Here is an 18,220-nt window from a genome sequence, read left to right as displayed (position 1 = left end):
TTCCATTTAAAAAGGGTCCATGATAAGCATGAACCCTTTTTACACCAGCCACCGGATCGGTCAACCGATCCTTAAACGATCGGCATTAGGGATTTTCCCGGCTTTTCTTTTTTTACTCTTCTGAGGTCTTCTTCTCGGTCGCTGCGGTTTCAGCTGCGCTCGGCTTACGACGTTTGCCAATGTTTTTGGCATCGCGATGACGATTCTTCACGCGTGGTTTTTCTTTCTCTGCTTTTTTCTTCTCTTCGCGTTTAGCCAACACCTTCTTCGAGGGTTTGCCTTTCAGCTTCTCGCTCGGAACGCGCGTTTTCGGACGCAGTTCATCAATCACACGCGCTTTTAGCGGTTCATCTACATAGCGGCCAATTTTGCTCAACAGTAGATGATCATGGGCTTCGACTAACGAAATCGCGATGCCTTTGCGTCCGGCACGGCCAGTACGCCCGATACGGTGCAGATAGGTATCACCGCTGCGTGGCATATCGAAGTTAAAGACATGGCTGACATCCGGAATGTCGATGCCGCGCGCGGCAACATCGGTGGCAACCAGCACATTCACGCGACCGTCTGTCAGGCGGATAATGGCTTCGTTACGCTTAGCCTGAACCATCTCGCCTTCGAGATAGCAGTTGTTGATGCCTTTCTCACGCAGCCAGCCTGCCAGTTCATGCACGCGCTCGCGCTTACGTACAAAAACGATAGAGCGGGTGGCGTCATCCTGTTGCAGCAGATGGATAAGCAGCGCGGTTTTATGCTCGACATCATCAGCACGATAGTACCACTGATGGATTTTCTTACGCTCGCGAGTGGACGGATCCGCTGAGACTTCAACCGGTTCTTGCAGCAGGCGATCGGAGAAATCTTTGATCGCATCGCCTTCCAGAGTGGCAGAGAACAGCATGGTCTGCTTACGCCAGCGGGTTTCACCGGCAATGGTTTCGATATCCTGGGCGAAGCCCATATCCAGCATCCGGTCCGCTTCATCAAGGATCAGCGTTTCAACCGCGCGGCAGTCGAAGTTCTCTTCTTTGATGTATTGCAGCAAACGTCCGGTGGTCGCTACCACGATGTCCTGGTTTTCGCTAAAGACTTCGGCGTGGTTCATGTAGGCCACGCCGCCGGTGATGGTGGCGATGTCCAGATGGGTGTTTTTCGCAAGCTCTCGAGCGTGATCCGCTACCTGCATCGCCAGTTCGCGCGTTGGGGTAAGAATCAAAATTCGCGGTGGGCCAGATTTTTTGCGCGGGAAGTCGAGCAAGTGCTGCAACGCTGGCAGCAAATATGCCGCCGTTTTACCGGTGCCTGTCGGCGCAGAACCGAGGACATCACGGCCATCGAGCGCAGGCGGGATCGCAGCGGCCTGAATGGCGGTCGGGCGTGTGAAGCCTTTCTCCTGGAGTGCTTCCAGTAGGCTATCGTCGAGTTCTAGTTCGGAAAAAGTCGTTACAGTCATGTTCTACCTCTGTGTGGGCCGCTGATTATAGACGTTATGGCTGCAATCTTCATCTGTTTGTATGGCTATCTGTTCTCGGGTATTGTGCAATACCCGACGCTCAGGGGATTTTTCAGGAAAAAGGTTGTTGAAGATGAGTCAGCCAGCATCCGTGCTTCGTCGCAACGGATTTACGTTCAAGCAATTTTTCGTCGCCCACGACAGGTGTGCCATGAAAGTCGGTACCGATGGGATCCTGCTCGGTGCGTGGGCACCGATAGCCCGGGTAAAACGGATCCTGGATATTGGCACTGGCAGTGGGCTGCTGGCGCTTATGTTAGCGCAGCGCACGGAAAGTACGGTAGTGATTGATGCCGTTGAGCTGGACGCCGATGCTGCAGAACAGGCAGCCGAAAACGTGGCGGAATCGCCGTGGACCAATCGCATTCAAATTCATACTGCGGATGTGGGGCAGTGGCTGGTGGAAGCCAATAGTCGTTATGATTTGATTATCAGCAATCCACCTTATTATGCGCAGGGCGTGGAATGCGCCACACCCGCGCGTGAACAGGCGCGATACACTACGACGCTCGATCATGTGACGCTACTGAACTGTGCGGCCAGTGCAATAACCGAAGAGGGTTTTTTCTGCGTGGTTTTGCCTGAAGATATCGGCAATGCGTTCAGCGAACAGGCGCTGTCGATGGGCTGGCATCTGCGGTTACGTACCGATGTAGCGGAAACCGATCTGCGTCCGCCGCATCGAGTACTGTTGGCTTTTTCTCCGCGTGCTGGCGAGTGTTTTAGCGACAGGCTGACTATTCGTGGGCCAGAGCAGCAATATTCCGAAGGTTACACGGCGCTGACCCAGGCGTTCTATTTATTCATGTGAGTTAGCGGCGAGAGCACCGAAGGCCCTGAGTTTTCCAGCTGATCCGGATAATCCAGGGTGTAGTGCAGGCCGCGACTCTCTTTACGCATCATGGCGCACCGGACGATCAGCTCCGCCACCTGCACCAGATTACGCAGCTCAAGCAGATTATTGGATACCCGGAAACGGGAGTAGTACTCGTCCAGCTCCTGTTGTAGGAGCGTAATTCGTCGCAGCGCCCGCTCCAGGCGTTTGGTGGTGCGCACGATCCCGACATAGTCCCACATAAAGAGTCTCAGCTCGTGCCAGTTGTGCTGAATGACGACCAGTTCATCAGGATTATCTACCCGGCTTTCATCCCAGGCGGGTAGGGTGCTGATCTCGCGGGCATACGGCATCCGCTTCTTAATATCCTCCGCTGCCGACCAGCCATAAACCAGACACTCCAGCAGTGAGTTGGATGCCATGCGGTTAGCGCCGTGGAGGCCGGTATAACTCACCTCACCGATTGCATACAGCCCATCGACATCGGTTCTGCCGAAGTCATCGACCATCACGCCTCCGCAGGTGTAATGGGCAGCGGGCACGATAGGCACCGGCTCTTTCGTCAGATCGATGCCCAGACCAAGCAGCTTTTCGTGAATCATCGGGAAGTGCTGACGAATAAAGGTTTCAGGCTTATGACTGATATCGAGATACATGCAGTCCACGCCAAGACGTTTCATTTCATGATCGATAGCACGGGCGACGATATCACGCGGAGCCAGTTCACCCCGTTCGTCGAAATCGGGCATAAAGCGCGAACCGTCCGGGCGTTTAAGATACGCACCTTCACCGCGCAGGGCTTCGGTCAGCAAGAAATTACGCGCCTGCGGATGATAGAGCGCGGTAGGGTGGAACTGATTAAATTCCAGATTGGCTATCCTACAGCCCGCGCGCCAGGCCATCGCAATGCCGTCACCGGAAGAGATATCCGGGTTGGTCGTGTACTGATATACCTTCGACGCACCGCCGGTAGCCAGCACCACGGATTTTGCCGCGCAGGTTTCGACGGCTTCTTTATTACGGTTCCAGATCCAGGCGCCGACTACGCGGCGGGTGCCGGGCAGGCCAATCTTATCCGAGACGATGAGATCCACGGCATTGCTGCGTTCGAGCACCCGAATATTGGGATGATTTAACGCTTTGCCGACCAGCGTAGTTTCGACTTCTTTCCCGGTCGCATCGGCGGCATGGAGAATGCGCCGATGGCTGTGTCCGCCTTCACGCGTCAGATGATAGCTGGCTTCGCCGTTGGCCTGAACTTCGGTATCAAACAGCACGCCCTGATCAATAAGCCACTGTACGCACGGTCGTGCGTTGCTGGCGACAAACGACACCGCGTGGCGGTCGCACAGGCCAGCACCCGCGATCAGAGTATCTTCCACATGGGATTCGATACTGTCCGTTTCGTCAAACACGGCGGCAATGCCGCCCTGTGCGTAAAACGTCGAGCCTTCGCTAATAGGGCCTTTACTCAGTACGATAACGGAACTGTGTTCGGCCAGGCGCAGCGCAAGGGATAAACCGGCAGCGCCGCTACCGACGATGAGCACATCACAGGAAAGGTCAGGTGTCGTTGTCATAATCTGTGTTTAATTTACTAAACAAGGTTCAGGCAATGTAGCACCGGAATGTGCGTATTAGCACGAATTTTTTTCAGGTGGGTTGTAATGGCTAAACAGATGGCGGGGAGAGTGGCGGTTTGTCAATCCATGAAAATTATTGCGAAGCAGATCGTTAGCTTCAGATTTTATGATGAAAAAAACCTTGCGTTACGGTACTCTGCAAAAAGATTTCAGCCGTTTATTGCGTGCCTGACACTTCATTTAGCAGTGGTAGACTTATAATGAGTGATAATGAACTGTCTATCCGCGTTCAACAAAAAGCAAAGGCGTAACTGAACTTTACATAAATCGTCCACTCTAAGCTGATGCTTGCTCATAGTGCAGTGTGTGGAAGTGGCGTTTTGATTACGCATGGGAATAAGGTTTGAGGAGACATTACCTCGGATGAGCGAGCAGTTACCGGATCAGGTCCTTGTCGAACGGGTCCAGAAGGGAGATCAGAAGGCCTTTAACCTGCTGGTGATACGCTATCAGCATAAAGTGGCGAGCCTGGTTTCCCGTTACGTGCCGTCTGGCGATGTGCCTGACGTAGTACAAGAGTCTTTTATTAAGGCCTATCGCGCGCTGGATTCATTCCGGGGAGATAGTGCTTTCTATACCTGGCTCTACCGTATCGCTGTGAACACGGCGAAAAATTACCTGGTTGCTCAGGGGCGCCGCCCGCCAGCGAGTGATGTTGATGCGATTGAAGCAGAAAATTACGAAAGTGGCGGTGCGCTGAAAGAAATTTCGAACCCTGAGAACTTAATGTTGTCAGAAGAACTGAGACAGATAGTGTTCCGTACCATTGAGTCTCTCCCGGAAGATTTACGCATGGCAATCACGTTACGGGAGTTGGATGGCCTGAGCTATGAAGAGATAGCCGCTATCATGGATTGTCCGGTGGGTACGGTTCGCTCGCGCATATTCCGTGCACGAGAAGCTATTGATAATAAAGTTCAACCGCTTATCAGGCGTTGACGATAGCGGAATACTGGAAAAGGTATTAGGCATGCAGAAAGAAAAACTTTCCGCCTTAATGGATGGTGAAACGCTGGATAACGAGTTGCTCAACGAGCTGACTCACTCCACTGAGATGCAAAAAGCTTGGGAAAGCTACCACCTTATCCGCGATACAATGCGTGGTGAGACGGCGCCGACTCTCAATTTTGATATCTCAGCTCGCGTGATGGCCGCCATTGAGAATGAACCTGTTCGCCTGGCGACGCCGCTTATCCCTGAAGCTCAACCCGCACCGCACCAGTGGCAGAATATGCCATTCTGGAAGAAGGTTCGCCCGTGGGCGAGCTCTCTGACGCAAATGGGTGTCGCAGCTTGCGTATCGCTAGCCGTGATCGTGGGCGTCCAGCAGTATAATGGACAAACTGATGCAACCCAGCAGCCTGAAACGCCGGTGTTCAACACACTGCCGATGATGGGTAAAGCCAGCCCGGTTAGCCTGGGTGTTCCTGCCGATGCTAACGCAACGGGTGCAGCAGGCCAGCAACAGCAGGTCCAGGAGCAGCGTCGTCGTATCAATGCGATGTTGCAGGATTACGAGCTGCAGCGCCGTCTCCATTCCGAACAGCTTCAGTTTGAACAAGCCCAGACTCAGCAAGCCGCTGTTCAGGTGCCGGGATATCAAACGTTAGGAACGCAATCGCAGTAATGAAGCAACTTTGGTGTGCCATGTCACTTGTGGCTGGTAGCCTGTTCTTCTCCGCCAACGCCTCGGCTGATGTATCGTCCGGGGCGTTGTTGCAGCAGATGAATCTGGCCAGCCAGTCTCTGAACTATGAGCTGTCGTTCGTCAGCATCAACAAGCAGGGCGTAGAGTCACTACGTTATCGCCACGCGCGTCTGAATAATCAGGCCCTGGCGCAACTGCTGCAGATGGACGGTCCGCGCCGTGAAGTCGTCCAGCGCGGAAATGAAATCAGCTATTTCGAACCCGGTCTCGATCCCTTTACGCTGAACGGCGATTACATCGTCGATTCACTGCCATCCTTGGTCTATACCGACTTCAAGCGCCTCGCGCCGTACTACGACTTCATTTCTGTAGGCCGCACCCGCATTGCCGACCGCCTGTGTGAGGTGATTCGCGTTGTCGCGCGAGACGGTACCCGCTACAGCTATATTGCCTGGCTGGATTCGGAAACCAAACTGCCGATGCGCGTCGATCTGCTGGACAGGGATGGCGAAACGCTTGAGCAGTTCCGCGTCGTTGCGTTCAACGTCAGCGATCAGGTGAGCAGCAACATGCAGACGCTCTCGACGGCCAACCTCCCGCCGCTGTTGTCGGTGCCGGGCGGTGATAAAGTTAATTTCAACTGGTTGCCAAGCTGGCTACCACAAGGTTTTGTTGAAGTGGCCGGAAGCCGTCGCTCGCTGCCGACGATTGATACGCCAGTGGAGTCACGCCTTTATTCCGACGGGCTGTTCAGTTTCTCGGTCAACGTCAACCATGCGACTGCCAACAGCAGTGAGCAGGTGTTGCGTACCGGGCGCAGAACGGTCAGCACGTCAGTTCGCGATAACGCGGAAATCACCGTGGTAGGCGAATTGCCGCCGCCGACGGCAAAACGCGTCGCAGACAGCATCAAGTTCAAGGCAGCACAATGATTAAAGAGTGGGCCACGGTTATCTCCTGGCAAGACGGTCTCGCACGGGTGAGCTGTGATGTTAAAGCCTCCTGCAGTAGCTGCGCCTCGCGCGCAGGCTGCGGCAGTCGGGTGCTCAATAAATTAGGGCCACAGACCGAACATACTATTAGTGTACCCAGCGCAGAACCGCTGGTGGTTGGGCAGAAAGTCGAGCTGGGGATCAGCGAAGGCAGTCTGTTGACCTCCGCCATGCTGGTTTACATGACGCCGCTGTTTGGTCTGTTCGTGATAGCCGCTCTTTTTCAGCTGCTATTCGGCAGCGACCTGGCGGCCTTTGCCGGTGGTGTTCTCGGCGGAGTGGGCGGCTTCCTGGTTGCCCGCGGTTTATCACCCAAACTGGCTTCCCGAGAGGCGTGGCAACCGGTGATTATTAGCGTCGGCCTTCCGCCCGATCTGCTGCGTGTAGAGACATCCTCTTCTGAACTGAGCCAGTAAATACGCTGGCTTTTATCTTTATTTACATCTCCAGCAGGATCTCCCCTCAACTAACCGCTAAGCTTGCCGGAAGAGCATTTCCTGGCGACGGAGATGTAGTGTAGAATGCGGCGTTTTCGAACGATAAAACGTCAGGCGCAGACCCGCGGCCTCCAGGAATTCGTAAGGCATAATTAACTCTAATATGAAGAATATACGTAACTTTTCGATCATCGCTCACATTGACCACGGCAAATCGACGCTGTCTGACCGTATCATCCAGATTTGTGGGGGTCTGTCCGATCGTGAAATGGCTGCTCAGGTTCTCGACTCCATGGATCTGGAACGTGAACGCGGGATTACCATTAAAGCGCAGAGCGTGACCCTGGATTACAAAGCGACCGACGGTCAAACCTATCAGCTGAATTTCATCGACACCCCGGGCCACGTTGACTTCTCTTATGAAGTTTCCCGTTCTCTGGCTGCCTGTGAAGGCGCACTGCTGGTGGTTGATGCCGGGCAGGGCGTAGAAGCACAGACCCTGGCGAACTGCTACACCGCGATGGAAATGGACCTGGAAGTGGTTCCGGTTCTGAACAAAATTGACCTGCCAGCGGCCGATCCTGAGCGCGTGGCGGAAGAAATCGAAGATATCGTCGGTATTGATGCCGTTGATGCAGTTCGCTGCTCCGCCAAAACCGGCGTAGGCGTACCGGATGTATTAGAGCGTCTGGTGCGTGATATCCCTGCGCCACAGGGCGACCCGGAAGCTCCGCTTCAGGCGTTGATCATCGACTCCTGGTTTGATAACTACCTGGGCGTGGTGTCGCTTATCCGCGTGAAAAACGGCACCCTTCGCAAAGGCGATAAAGTTAAAGTGATGAGCACCGGTCAGACCTATAACGCTGACCGACTGGGCATCTTTACCCCGAAACAGATCGACCGTACCGAGCTTAACTGCGGCGAAGTAGGCTGGCTGGTCTGCGCGATTAAAGATATTTTGGGCGCACCGGTAGGCGATACGCTGACCCTGGCGCGTAACCCGGCTGACACCGCATTGCCTGGCTTTAAGAAAGTGAAGCCACAGGTTTATGCCGGTCTGTTCCCGGTAAGCTCCGATGACTACGAGAACTTCCGTGACGCGCTGGGCAAACTGAGCCTCAACGATGCCTCCCTGTTCTACGAACCAGAAAGTTCAACGGCGCTGGGCTTCGGTTTCCGCTGTGGTTTCCTCGGTCTGCTGCACATGGAAATCATCCAGGAACGTCTGGAGCGTGAATACGATCTTGACCTCATCACCACCGCACCAACCGTGGTCTATGAAGTGCAGACCACCAACAAAGAAGTTATCTACGTCGACAGCCCATCCAAGCTGCCGCCTCTGAATAACATCGACGAACTGCGTGAGCCGATCGCCGAGTGTCATATGCTGCTGCCGCAGGAGTTCCTCGGCAACGTCATCACGCTGTGTATCGAAAAACGCGGCGTGCAGACCAACATGGTTTACCACGGTAACCAGGTGGCGCTGACCTATGAAATCCCAATGGCCGAAGTGGTTCTCGACTTCTTCGATCGTCTGAAGTCTACTTCCCGTGGCTATGCGTCACTGGATTACAACTTCAAGCGCTTCCAGGCGTCCAACATGGTACGTGTCGATGTGCTGATCAACGGCGAGCGTGTTGATGCGCTGGCTCTGATCACTCACAACGATAATGCGCCATATCGCGGTCGTGAATTAGTTGAGAAAATGAAAGAACTGATCCCGCGTCAGCAGTTTGATATCGCGATTCAGGCCGCTATTGGCAACCACATCATTGCCCGTTCCACCGTGAAACAGCTGCGTAAAAACGTTCTGGCCAAGTGCTACGGCGGCGACGTTAGCCGTAAGAAAAAGCTGCTGCAGAAACAGAAAGACGGTAAAAAACGCATGAAACAGGTGGGTAACGTTGAGCTGCCTCAGGAAGCTTTCCTTGCCATTCTGCATGTTGGTAAAGACGGTAAATAACCATTAAGGAGTTGGCATGGCGAACATGTTTGCCCTGATCCTGGTCATTGCGACCCTGGTGACAGGGATTTTATGGTGCGTGGACAAATTTATTTTCGCACCAAAACGCCGTGAACGTCAGGCCGCTGCACAGGTTGCAGCGGGCGAAACACTGGATAAAAAGACGTTGAAGAAAGTCGGTCCGAAACCGGGCTGGCTGGAAACCGGGGCATCCGTATTCCCCGTGCTGGCTATCGTGCTGATTGTACGTTCGTTTATCTACGAACCGTTCCAGATCCCATCCGGATCAATGATGCCTACGCTGCTGATCGGTGACTTTATTCTGGTAGAGAAATTTGCCTACGGAATTAAAGACCCGATTTATCAGAACACGTTAATTGAAACCGGTCACCCGAAACGCGGTGATGTGGTGGTCTTTAAATATCCGCAAGATCCACGTCTGGATTACATCAAGCGTGCGGTAGGTTTGCCGGGCGATAAAGTCTCTTATGACCCTATCGCCAAAGAAGTGACCATTCAGCCGAACTGCAGTTCTGGTCAGGCCTGTGGCAACGCGCTGCCGGTGACTTACTCCAACGTTGAGCCGAGCGATTTCGTGCAGACCTTTGCCCGTCGTAACGGTGGTGAAGCGACCAGCGGATTCTGGCAATTGCCGAAAGGCGAGAGCAAAGACAACGGCGTGCGTCTGAATGAGCGAAAAGAAACGCTTGGCGATGTCACTCACCGTATTCTGACCGTGCCGATTGCTCAGGACCAACTGGGGATGTACTACCATCAGCAGGGCCAGCAGCTGGCGACGTGGATTGTTCCGCCAGGCCACTACTTCATGATGGGTGATAACCGTGATAACAGCGCCGACAGCCGCTATTGGGGCTTTGTCCCGGAAGCGAATCTGGTCGGAAAAGCGGTTGGCATCTGGATGAGCTTCGAAAAACAGGAAGGCGAATGGCCGACCGGCGTACGCTTAAGTCGTATCGGTGGGATCCATTAATTCCTGAATTATATTTATGCCGCCCCGATATAAGGGCGGCATAAATTATTTCCGACATAAATGCCTCGCAGCTAACGACATCACTCGTCGTTGCGTATAGAATGTCCCCCCGAAGTTTTAGGTTGGTACCCATCAGGGATCCACGGCACACGAAACCGCGTTGGCTATTTCAGGTCGGTTTCGTGTGCTGCATTATTGACGCATTCATCTATTGGTAACACATGAACCCCATCGTAATTAATCGGCTTCAACGGAAGCTGGGCTACACTTTTCAACATCAGGATCTTTTACAGCAGGCGTTAACCCATCGAAGCGCGAGCAGTAAACATAATGAGCGTCTCGAGTTCCTGGGTGATTCCATTTTAAGTTACGTCATTGCCAACGCGCTGTATCACCGTTTCCCACGCGTGGACGAAGGTGATATGAGCCGGATGCGCGCCACGCTTGTGCGGGGTAACACGCTGGCTGAAATCGCCCGTGAATTTGAACTGGGTGAATGTCTGCGCCTTGGCCCTGGTGAACTGAAAAGCGGTGGCTTCCGCCGTGAATCCATTCTGGCGGATACCGTTGAAGCGCTGATTGGTGGCGTGTTTCTCGATAGCGATATTCAGAATGTCGAAAGGCTGATCCTGAGCTGGTATCAGACCCGACTGGATGAAATCAGCCCAGGCGATAAGCAAAAAGATCCGAAAACACGTTTGCAGGAATATTTACAGGGTCGTCATTTGCCGCTGCCTTCTTATCTGGTTGTGCAGGTGCGTGGCGAAGCCCACGATCAGGAATTTACTATCCACTGCCAGGTCAGTGGCCTGAGTGAACCCGTAGTTGGCACAGGTTCCAGCCGTCGCAAGGCGGAGCAGGCTGCCGCCGAACAGGCGCTGAAAAAACTGGAGCTGGAATGAGCGACGAAAAGACTTACTGCGGATTTATCGCCATCGTTGGACGCCCCAACGTTGGCAAATCTACCCTGCTAAATAATCTGCTTGGGCAGAAGATTTCCATTACCTCTCGCAAAGCGCAGACCACACGTCACCGCATTGTGGGGATCCATACCGAAGGGGCACATCAGGCGATTTACGTCGATACCCCGGGCCTGCATATGGAAGAAAAGCGCGCGATTAACCGCCTGATGAACAAAGCGGCGAGCAGCTCCATCGGTGACGTAGAGCTGATCATCTTTGTGGTGGAAGGCACGCGCTGGACCGCTGACGACGAAATGGTGCTCAACAAGCTCCGTGGTGGTCGTGCCCCGGTTATCCTTGCGGTCAATAAGGTGGACAACGTTCAGGAAAAAGCGGACCTGCTGCCGCATCTGCAGTTCCTGGGCAGCCAGATGAACTTCCTCGATATCGTGCCAATCTCTGCGGAAACTGGCTTCAATGTCGATACCGTGGCGGGCATCGTGCGCAAGCACCTGCCGGAAGCGACGCATCACTTCCCGGAAGATTACATTACCGACCGTTCACAGCGTTTCATGGCATCCGAAATCATTCGTGAAAAACTGATGCGTTTCCTGGGGGCCGAACTGCCGTATTCCGTTACGGTAGAAATCGAACGCTTCCAGACCAACGAACGCGGCGGATATGACATTCACGGTCTGATCCTCGTCGAGCGCGAAGGTCAGAAGAAAATGGTTATCGGCAACAAAGGCTCCAAAATCAAAACCATCGGTATTGAAGCCCGTAAAGATATGCAGGAGATGTTTGAAGCTGCTGTCCATCTTGAGCTGTGGGTGAAAGTGAAATCCGGTTGGGCCGATGACGAGCGTGCGTTACGCAGTCTCGGTTATGTCGACGATCTCTAATACTCGTCGTCTTTCACGCCGCAGGGGCGTTGGCTGCGCATGCTCACCCTGGTCACATAGTTATCTATGTTCCCAGGGATTCTCAGGCTTGCCGCCTTCCTGCAACATGAAATCCATTGAGTATCAATAAGAATGGAAGGCTGGCAGCGCGCTTTTGTCCTGCATAGTCGTCCCTGGAGCGAAACCAGTCTGATGCTGGACGTCTTCACGGAAGAGTCGGGCCGCGTGCGCCTTGTGGCTAAAGGCGCACGTTCCAAACGTTCAAATCTCAAAGGTGCGCTTCAGCCCTTTACTCCCTTGCTGGTCCGGTTTGGTGGCCGTGGCGACGTTAAAACGCTGCGCAGCGCCGAAGCCGTTTCCCTGGCACTCCCGCTCAGCGGTATCGCGCTCTACAGCGGTCTCTACGTCAACGAACTCCTTTCTCGCGTGCTGGAAAACGAAACTCGTTTCTCCGAACTCTTCTTCGATTATCTGCACTGTCTCCAGACGCTGGCCGGAGTAACCGGAACGCCAGAGCCGGCGTTGCGCCGTTTTGAACTGGCGCTGCTGGCCCATCTGGGATACGGCGTCGATTTTCTGCACTGTGCGGGCAGCGGTGAGCCGGTGGATGACACCATGACCTACCGCTATCGTGAAGAAAAAGGATTTATCGCGAGCGTGGTCATTGATAACAACACGTTTACCGGGCACCATTTAAAAGCGCTTGCCAGCCGGGAATTTCCCGATGCGGATGCCCTGCGGGCGGCCAAGCGCTTCACCCGCATGGCGCTTAAACCTTATCTTGGCGGAAAGCCGCTAAAAAGCCGCGAACTGTTCCGGCAGTTTGTGCCGAAGCGCGGTTGAAGAATACACACAGAACCAGAATCAATAACGAGGATTGTCATGGCTGAATTACTGTTAGGCGTCAACATTGACCATATCGCGACTCTGCGCAACGCGCGCGGCACGGCGTATCCCGATCCGGTTCAGGCGGCCTTCATCGCCGAGCAGGCTGGTGCTGACGGCATCACCGTGCATCTGCGCGAAGATCGTCGTCACATCACCGACCGCGACGTGCGTATTCTTCGCCAGACCCTTGATACCCGCATGAATCTGGAAATGGCCGTCACCGAAGAGATGCTGGCGATTGCTTGTGACACAAAACCGCATTTCTGCTGCCTTGTGCCGGAAAAGCGTCAAGAAGTCACCACCGAAGGCGGGCTGGATGTGGCGGGTCAGCTCGACAAAATGCGTGATGCCTGCAAACGTCTGGCGGACGCCGGGATCCTCGTTTCTCTGTTTATTGATGCCGATCGCGAGCAGATCAAAGCGGCAGCTGACGTCGGTGCGCCGTACATCGAAATTCACACCGGCTGCTATGCTGACGCAGAAAGCGAAGCCCAGCAGGCTAAAGAGCTGGAGCGTATCGCCCAAGCGGCGACCTATGCCGCAAGCCTCGGCCTGAAGGTGAACGCCGGGCACGGGCTGACCTACCACAACGTCAAAGCCATTGCCGCGCTGCCTGAAATGCACGAGTTGAATATCGGTCACGCGATTATCGGTCGTGCCGTCATGAGCGGCCTGAAAGAGGCCGTGGCGGAAATGAAACGTCTGATGCAGGAAGCGCGCAGCTAATGGCTATCGTCGGTATCGGCACCGATATCGTTGAGATTACCCGTATAGACGCGGTGATCGCCCGCAGCGGCGATCGCCTGGCCCGCCGGGTGCTGAGCGATTACGAGTGGAAAATCTGGGAAACGCACCAGCAGCCGGTGCGTTTTCTGGCCAAACGCTTTGCGGTAAAAGAGGCGGCGTCCAAAGCGCTCGGCACTGGCATTCGTAATGGCCTGGCGTTTGAACAGTTTGAAGTTTACAACGATGAACTGGGCAAACCGAAGTTACGGCTATGGGGCGCGGCGAGCGACCTGGCGGCGCAGATGGGCGTCACGCACATCCACGTCACGCTGGCGGATGAACGTCATTACGCTTGCGCAACGGTTATCATGGAAAGCTAGATTTTGTCAGACTAGATTTTGTCTGAATGGTGCAGCTGGACGAACTTATCCCACAGCTGCTCCTGGCTTTCGAGGTGCTCAGGATCGTGAATGATGGTGTTCGGGATGGGGCACACACTCTGGCAGGTCGGCGTCTCGTAATGGCCGACACACTCTGTGCAGCGGTCACTGTTAATCTCATAAATGCTGTCGCCCATCGAAATCGCCTCGTTAGGGCATTCCGGTTCGCACATATCGCAATTGATGCATTTTTTGGTAATTAACAGCGCCATAAGGAAATTCTCAGAAACAACACAAACAGGGCGGGCATTATACGCTCATTCCTTACTCACACCAGTTTTTTCACCAGCGCCTCACTGTGGCGAATCCGGTCTGGGGCATGTTCCAGATCCTGCTGCACCAGCCCCATAAACAGTAAATCGGTGAGCATCATCTGTGCGCTGGTGGAGGAAATGGCCGCGCTGCGCGTCGCCAGTTCTTCGGCAATGGTATACAGGCAATGGCTGGCCCGTTGCTGTAACGCGTTAGGTGAGAAGCCGGTGATCGCCAGAATCTTGCCGCCGACCCGCAGCGTCTCGTCTGCCGCCAGATTGATTTCGCGTCGTTCCCCGGAATATGAGATAGCCAGCAGCAAATCGTCCGAGGTCATCGCCTGCACGGTGGCGAGCAGGGCGTGCATATCCTGCTCGGCGACGGCGTTAAAGCCAATCTTCATCAACTTCCAACTGAAGTTTTGCGCCACCAGACCCGATGCACCAATCCCGGTCACCACAATGCGGCGCGCGCTGCGCAGCAGACCGATGCTTTCCCGCAACTTGTCTTCGGTATTCACATCGAGCGAGGCGTGCATCGCCGACACGTTGTCCTTAATGAGCTTCTCGCCCACCAGGCGCAGCGGATCGTCGCCGCGGATCTGATTATGTACTGGCACCGACTGCGGATGAGGATTGCTGGCCAGCGCCTCGCTCAGCGCCAGTTTCAGCGCTGGAAATCCCTTAAATCCCAGCTTCTGGGCGAACTTCACCACGCTGGACTGGCTGACACCCGCCAGGCTCGCTAACTGTTGAGAGCTGAGATGGCGTGCCTCGTCTGGCTGGTTCAGGATAAAATCCGCCAGTTTTTTGTCACTTTGCGCGAGACCAGAGTAGCGCTGACGGATGCGAATCAAACAGTTCATGGGTTCTCCAGAGGGCTTTTTGGCGGCCGCCTGTCAGAAATTTGTCTTTGATTATAGGGGATTGTGAAGCAAGCACTATCGGAAGTGTAGGAAAATGTGCTGCATTCTTAGCCGATTCATCATTCTAATCAAAAGGATACGCTGTCTGCATCCTAAGGGAAAGGCGCAATCAGTATCGTTTTTGGAAATGTGAGGTTATGGCTGTTAGGCTTGTTGACAGGAATGACTCACACGCGCTCACCTTTTAAGGAGAACAGTTTGGTAAGTAATTCGCGTCGGGTAGTGTTTTTTGACCTGGATGGCACGCTGCATCAGCAGGATATGTTTGGCAGCTTTTTACGCTATCTGTTGCGCCACAATCCGCTCAACGCGCTGTTGGTGCTCCCTGTGCTGCCGGTGATTGGCGTGGCGCTGCTGGTGAAAGGCCGGGCGGCGCGTTGGCCGATGAGCCTGCTGCTCTGGGCCGCCACCTTCGGGCACAGTGAAGCACGTCTCAAGGCCATCGAAGCGCAGTTTGTGCAATGGTTCCGTGGACATGTGACCACTTTCCCGGTGGTGCACCAGCGCCTCACGGAATATCTGACCAGCTCTGATGCCGACGTCTGGCTTATCACCGGTTCGCCAAAATCGCTGGTGGAGCAGGTGTACGTCGACACGCCGTGGCTGCCGCGCGTGAATCTCATTGCCAGCATGACCGAGCGCCGGTATGGCGGCTGGGTGTTGACGCTGCGTTGTCTGGGTCATGAAAAAGTGGCGCAGTTGGAGAAAAAAATCGGCACGCCGCTGCGGCTGTACAGCGGCTACAGCGACAGCAATCAGGACAACCCGCTGCTCTATTTCTGCCAGCACCGTTGGCGGGTTACGCCAGGCGGGGAACTGCAACAGCTGGAATAAAGTCTGCCCCGCTGTGTATAATGCGCCCCGCTTTTTCTACCGGAGTAGCCGCTGTGTCTGACAATGAATTGAACCACGAACACTGGATGCGTCACGCGCTAACTCTCGCCCAGCGTGCCTGGGATGAAGGGGAGGTGCCGGTCGGTGCGGTGCTGGTTCATCAGAATCAGGTTATTGGCGAAGGCTGGAACCGACCGATTGGGCGTCATGATCCGACCGCCCATGCTGAAATTATGGCCCTGCGTCAGGGCGGGTTGGTGTTGCAGAACTACCGTTTAATCGACACCACGCTGTATGTCACCCTTGAGCCGTGCGTTATGTGCGCCGGGGCGATGGTGCATAGCCGGATTGGTCAACTGGTGTTTGGTGCGCGGGATGCGAAAACGGGGGCGGCTGGCTCACTGATTGACGTCCTGCATCATCCGGGCATGAATCACAGGGTAGAGATTACCGAAGGCGTGCTCGCGGAAAGCTGTTCGTCGATGCTAAGCGATTTCTTCCGGCATCGCCGCGAGCAGAAAAAGGCCCTCAAGCGTGCCGCCCAGCCTCAGTGACGCAGAATATCCACCAACGTATTCGGGTATTTCACTTCAATTTGACCGCTGCGCTCGGTGTGCAGCGAGATAAACGGCAGCACGCCGAGGCTGGTATGATTTAACTCGCCCGGCCTGACCGCAGGGTAATCCTGCGCATACTCCCGCTCCAGCGCCTCTTTCTTTTCTTTCTCCAGCAGATACCCCACCAGGCTTATCTGATATTTACGGATGTTTTCCACATAGGCGTAGGCTTCATGCCCACGTGCGTAACCGTAGGTCAGGCGCGTGTAGTAGGGTTTCTGACTGAGCAGTGGCAGACGCTGCTTTACGTCCGCCCAGCTGTCCGGGTTGCCTTTCTGCTTGGCGGTTAACGCCCGGGCATCGAGCATATGGGCATAGCCCATGTTGTACGCCGCCAGCGCAAACCAGATTTTCTCTTCTTTTGGCACCGTATCTGGCACCTTATCCATCATGTCCTGCAGATAGCGCATCCCGCCGCTAACGCTCTGTTCGGCGTCGGTCCTGTCAGTAAGGCCAAGGCTTTGGGCGGTATTTTTGGTGAGCATCATCATGCCGCGGACCCCGGTGGGCGAGGTTGCCAGCGGATCCCAGTGCGATTCCTGCCACGCGATCGCCGCCAGCAGACGCCAGTCAATTTCGCTGGCGTATTTCTGGAACAGCGGCTGTAGGTCGGGCAGCATGTTATCCACGGCTCGCAGGAAGGTGCGGGTATCGAAATAATCGAAATCGTCGCCGTGGCCGAGATACTTCTCTTCCAGTCGCGCCAGGGTGCCGTCTTCATTAATGTTATTAAAGAAATCGAGCATTGCTGCGGGCAGGGTGTTATCGCTGTCCTTCAGGCTGAACCAGGTCACCGGCTGTTCATCGGTAATATCCAGTGCCACTGCCAGCTCCGGATGTACGCGCTGGAACAGGCTGATCGCCACCGAGTCGGCAATGGTGTAATCAAGCTTGCCGTCGATAACGTCTTCCATCAACTCCACGCTGCCGCGCTTATCGTCGACGGTCCAGTTCAGATCCGGGTACTTTGTTGCTTTCAGCGCCTGCAGGTCGTTAATCGCCACGTGCCCCGGCGCAATGGTCAGCTGTTGGGCGGTGAGGTTATCCAGCGAGCGCGGGCGCAGGCTCCCTTTGCGGTACACCAACTGCTGCGAAACCGAATAGTAGGCTGGTCCGGCCTGATAGGTTTTGACGCGTTCGCTGTTGTACACCAGCCCGGCGGCCAGCATATCGGCGCGACCATTGTCGAGGTCATCAAACAACTGGCTGATGTTCTGGCGAACGGTGACTTTCAGCTTAACGCCAAGGTAGTTGGCGAACTGCTGAGCCAGTTCGTAGTCGAGTCCGTAATCTTTTTCATGGATGTTGGCGAACGTCAGGGGAGAGACCACGGTACTGACGCGCAGCTCACCGCGCGCCTGAATGGCGGCGATGCGGTTCTCTGGTTTACTGAACCAGGGAACAGAAGGCCATAGCGCCGCTGCCAGTAGCAGGGTGACAATGCCAATAAACAGATAATTAATCTTTAATTTTTTCAATTAGTTAATTCTCTGTGACGAGAGCGATCTCAGGCAATAGTTACCATGTTAAAGTTTAGGGGCACTACAGAATGAGCGGCATTTTGCTTAAACAAGCGACAGTTGGCAACCTATTCATGCGATTGGCCGCATCGGTTGGTAAAACGCAGCGGCGATTTTATTTTGACGCAAACGGTTACGTCGCTGCTCAGGATCCTCTATAATGGCGCCCGTTTTCCGCCATTGCGCACACTG

The 18,220-nt window shown here is 54.6% G+C and carries 20 protein-coding genes; 15 read left to right on the top strand and 5 right to left on the bottom strand.

What is annotated here, in order from left to right; translation table 11 throughout:
• Positions 1 to 112: 112 nt before the first annotated feature.
• A complete protein-coding gene (gene srmB / locus ACG0Z5_RS09840; RefSeq protein ID WP_319627956.1) occupies positions 113 to 1,453 on the bottom strand; it encodes an ATP-dependent RNA helicase SrmB in 1,341 nt (446 codons plus the stop codon).
• A gap of 133 nt (positions 1,454 to 1,586) precedes the next feature.
• Here srmB and trmN point away from each other — a divergent pair, with 133 nt between their 5' ends.
• Positions 1,587 to 2,324, top strand: a complete 738-nt coding sequence (trmN, locus tag ACG0Z5_RS09835; RefSeq protein WP_394446837.1) for a tRNA(1)(Val) (adenine(37)-N(6))-methyltransferase TrmN — start codon at positions 1,587 to 1,589, stop codon at positions 2,322 to 2,324.
• Here trmN and nadB read toward each other — a convergent pair.
• Positions 2,309 to 3,928, bottom strand: a complete 1,620-nt coding sequence (nadB, locus tag ACG0Z5_RS09830; RefSeq protein WP_394446835.1) for an L-aspartate oxidase — start codon at positions 3,926 to 3,928, stop codon at positions 2,309 to 2,311. The two genes, trmN and nadB, sit on opposite strands and share 16 nt — an antisense overlap.
• Positions 3,929 to 4,015: 87 nt before the next feature.
• On the opposite strand from nadB, the gene ACG0Z5_RS09825 reads away from it, so the two are divergent.
• The 12 genes from ACG0Z5_RS09825 to acpS all read left to right on the top strand — a co-directional run bounded on the left by ACG0Z5_RS09825 (position 4,016) and on the right by acpS (position 13,820).
• Complete coding sequence (locus ACG0Z5_RS09825; protein WP_394446833.1) at positions 4,016 to 4,192, top strand: hypothetical protein; 177 nt, start codon at positions 4,016 to 4,018, stop codon at positions 4,190 to 4,192.
• Between the two features lie 162 nt (positions 4,193 to 4,354).
• Positions 4,355 to 4,930 (top strand): RNA polymerase sigma factor RpoE, encoded by a 576-nt coding sequence (gene rpoE, locus ACG0Z5_RS09820; protein ID WP_319627959.1) that lies wholly within the window; start codon positions 4,355 to 4,357, stop codon positions 4,928 to 4,930.
• Between the two features lie 31 nt (positions 4,931 to 4,961).
• Positions 4,962 to 5,618, top strand: a complete 657-nt coding sequence (gene rseA / locus ACG0Z5_RS09815; RefSeq protein WP_394446831.1) for an anti-sigma-E factor RseA — start codon at positions 4,962 to 4,964, stop codon at positions 5,616 to 5,618.
• On the top strand, positions 5,618 to 6,571 hold the full coding sequence (rseB, locus tag ACG0Z5_RS09810; protein WP_394446829.1) for a sigma-E factor regulatory protein RseB: 954 nt from the start codon (positions 5,618 to 5,620) through the stop codon (positions 6,569 to 6,571). Before rseA ends, rseB begins: the two co-directional genes overlap by 1 nt.
• Complete coding sequence (gene rseC / locus ACG0Z5_RS09805) at positions 6,568 to 7,047, top strand: SoxR-reducing system protein RseC (RefSeq protein ID WP_394446827.1); 480 nt, start codon at positions 6,568 to 6,570, stop codon at positions 7,045 to 7,047. The genes rseB and rseC overlap by 4 nt, the downstream gene beginning before the upstream one ends.
• 184 nt (positions 7,048 to 7,231) lie before the next feature.
• The gene (lepA, locus tag ACG0Z5_RS09800) at positions 7,232 to 9,031 is read left to right on the top strand and encodes a translation elongation factor 4 (RefSeq protein ID WP_394446825.1); all 1,800 of its coding nucleotides are present in this window, start codon (positions 7,232 to 7,234) and stop codon (positions 9,029 to 9,031) included.
• Positions 9,032 to 9,047: 16 nt separating this feature from the next.
• The gene (lepB, locus tag ACG0Z5_RS09795) at positions 9,048 to 10,022 is read left to right on the top strand and encodes a signal peptidase I (protein WP_319627964.1); all 975 of its coding nucleotides are present in this window, start codon (positions 9,048 to 9,050) and stop codon (positions 10,020 to 10,022) included.
• A gap of 221 nt (positions 10,023 to 10,243) precedes the next feature.
• Complete coding sequence (gene rnc, locus ACG0Z5_RS09790; RefSeq protein WP_159760801.1) at positions 10,244 to 10,924, top strand: ribonuclease III; 681 nt, start codon at positions 10,244 to 10,246, stop codon at positions 10,922 to 10,924.
• A complete protein-coding gene (gene era, locus ACG0Z5_RS09785; RefSeq protein ID WP_394446822.1) occupies positions 10,921 to 11,826 on the top strand; it encodes a GTPase Era in 906 nt (301 codons plus the stop codon). The genes rnc and era overlap by 4 nt, the downstream gene beginning before the upstream one ends.
• A 132-nt stretch (positions 11,827 to 11,958) precedes the next feature.
• Positions 11,959 to 12,669, top strand: a complete 711-nt coding sequence (gene recO, locus ACG0Z5_RS09780) for a DNA repair protein RecO (RefSeq protein ID WP_319785600.1) — start codon at positions 11,959 to 11,961, stop codon at positions 12,667 to 12,669.
• Between the two features lie 39 nt (positions 12,670 to 12,708).
• Complete coding sequence (pdxJ, locus tag ACG0Z5_RS09775; RefSeq protein WP_394446819.1) at positions 12,709 to 13,440, top strand: pyridoxine 5'-phosphate synthase; 732 nt, start codon at positions 12,709 to 12,711, stop codon at positions 13,438 to 13,440.
• The gene (gene acpS / locus ACG0Z5_RS09770) at positions 13,440 to 13,820 is read left to right on the top strand and encodes a holo-ACP synthase (protein ID WP_394446817.1); all 381 of its coding nucleotides are present in this window, start codon (positions 13,440 to 13,442) and stop codon (positions 13,818 to 13,820) included. The genes pdxJ and acpS overlap by 1 nt, the downstream gene beginning before the upstream one ends.
• A gap of 11 nt (positions 13,821 to 13,831) precedes the next feature.
• Here the strand turns inward: acpS and ACG0Z5_RS09765 are convergent, their stop codons facing one another.
• Positions 13,832 to 14,092: a YfhL family 4Fe-4S dicluster ferredoxin gene (locus ACG0Z5_RS09765; protein ID WP_394446815.1), complete on the bottom strand. Its 261-nt coding sequence runs from the start codon at positions 14,090 to 14,092 to the stop codon at positions 13,832 to 13,834.
• A 56-nt stretch (positions 14,093 to 14,148) separates the two neighbouring features.
• Complete coding sequence (locus tag ACG0Z5_RS09760) at positions 14,149 to 14,997, bottom strand: MurR/RpiR family transcriptional regulator (protein ID WP_394446813.1); 849 nt, start codon at positions 14,995 to 14,997, stop codon at positions 14,149 to 14,151.
• Positions 14,998 to 15,255: 258 nt separating this feature from the next.
• Between ACG0Z5_RS09760 and yfhb the strand changes: the two genes are divergently transcribed.
• Positions 15,256 to 15,891, top strand: a complete 636-nt coding sequence (gene yfhb, locus ACG0Z5_RS09755) for a phosphatidylglycerophosphatase C (RefSeq protein ID WP_394446811.1) — start codon at positions 15,256 to 15,258, stop codon at positions 15,889 to 15,891.
• Between the two features lie 20 nt (positions 15,892 to 15,911).
• A complete protein-coding gene (gene tadA / locus ACG0Z5_RS09750) occupies positions 15,912 to 16,445 on the top strand; it encodes a tRNA adenosine(34) deaminase TadA (protein WP_319627974.1) in 534 nt (177 codons plus the stop codon).
• On the opposite strand, the gene mltF is transcribed toward tadA, so the two are convergent.
• Positions 16,439 to 17,986, bottom strand: coding sequence for a membrane-bound lytic murein transglycosylase MltF (mltF, locus tag ACG0Z5_RS09745; protein ID WP_394446808.1), 1,548 nt, complete (start codon positions 17,984 to 17,986; stop codon positions 16,439 to 16,441). The two genes, tadA and mltF, sit on opposite strands and share 7 nt — an antisense overlap.
• Positions 17,987 to 18,220: the final 234 nt, after the last annotated feature.

This window comes from Scandinavium sp. M-37, assembly GCF_043558715.1.
Lineage (GTDB): Bacteria > Pseudomonadota > Gammaproteobacteria > Enterobacterales > Enterobacteriaceae > Scandinavium > Scandinavium vulneris_A.
This window is presented reverse-complemented; position numbering and strand designations above follow the sequence as displayed.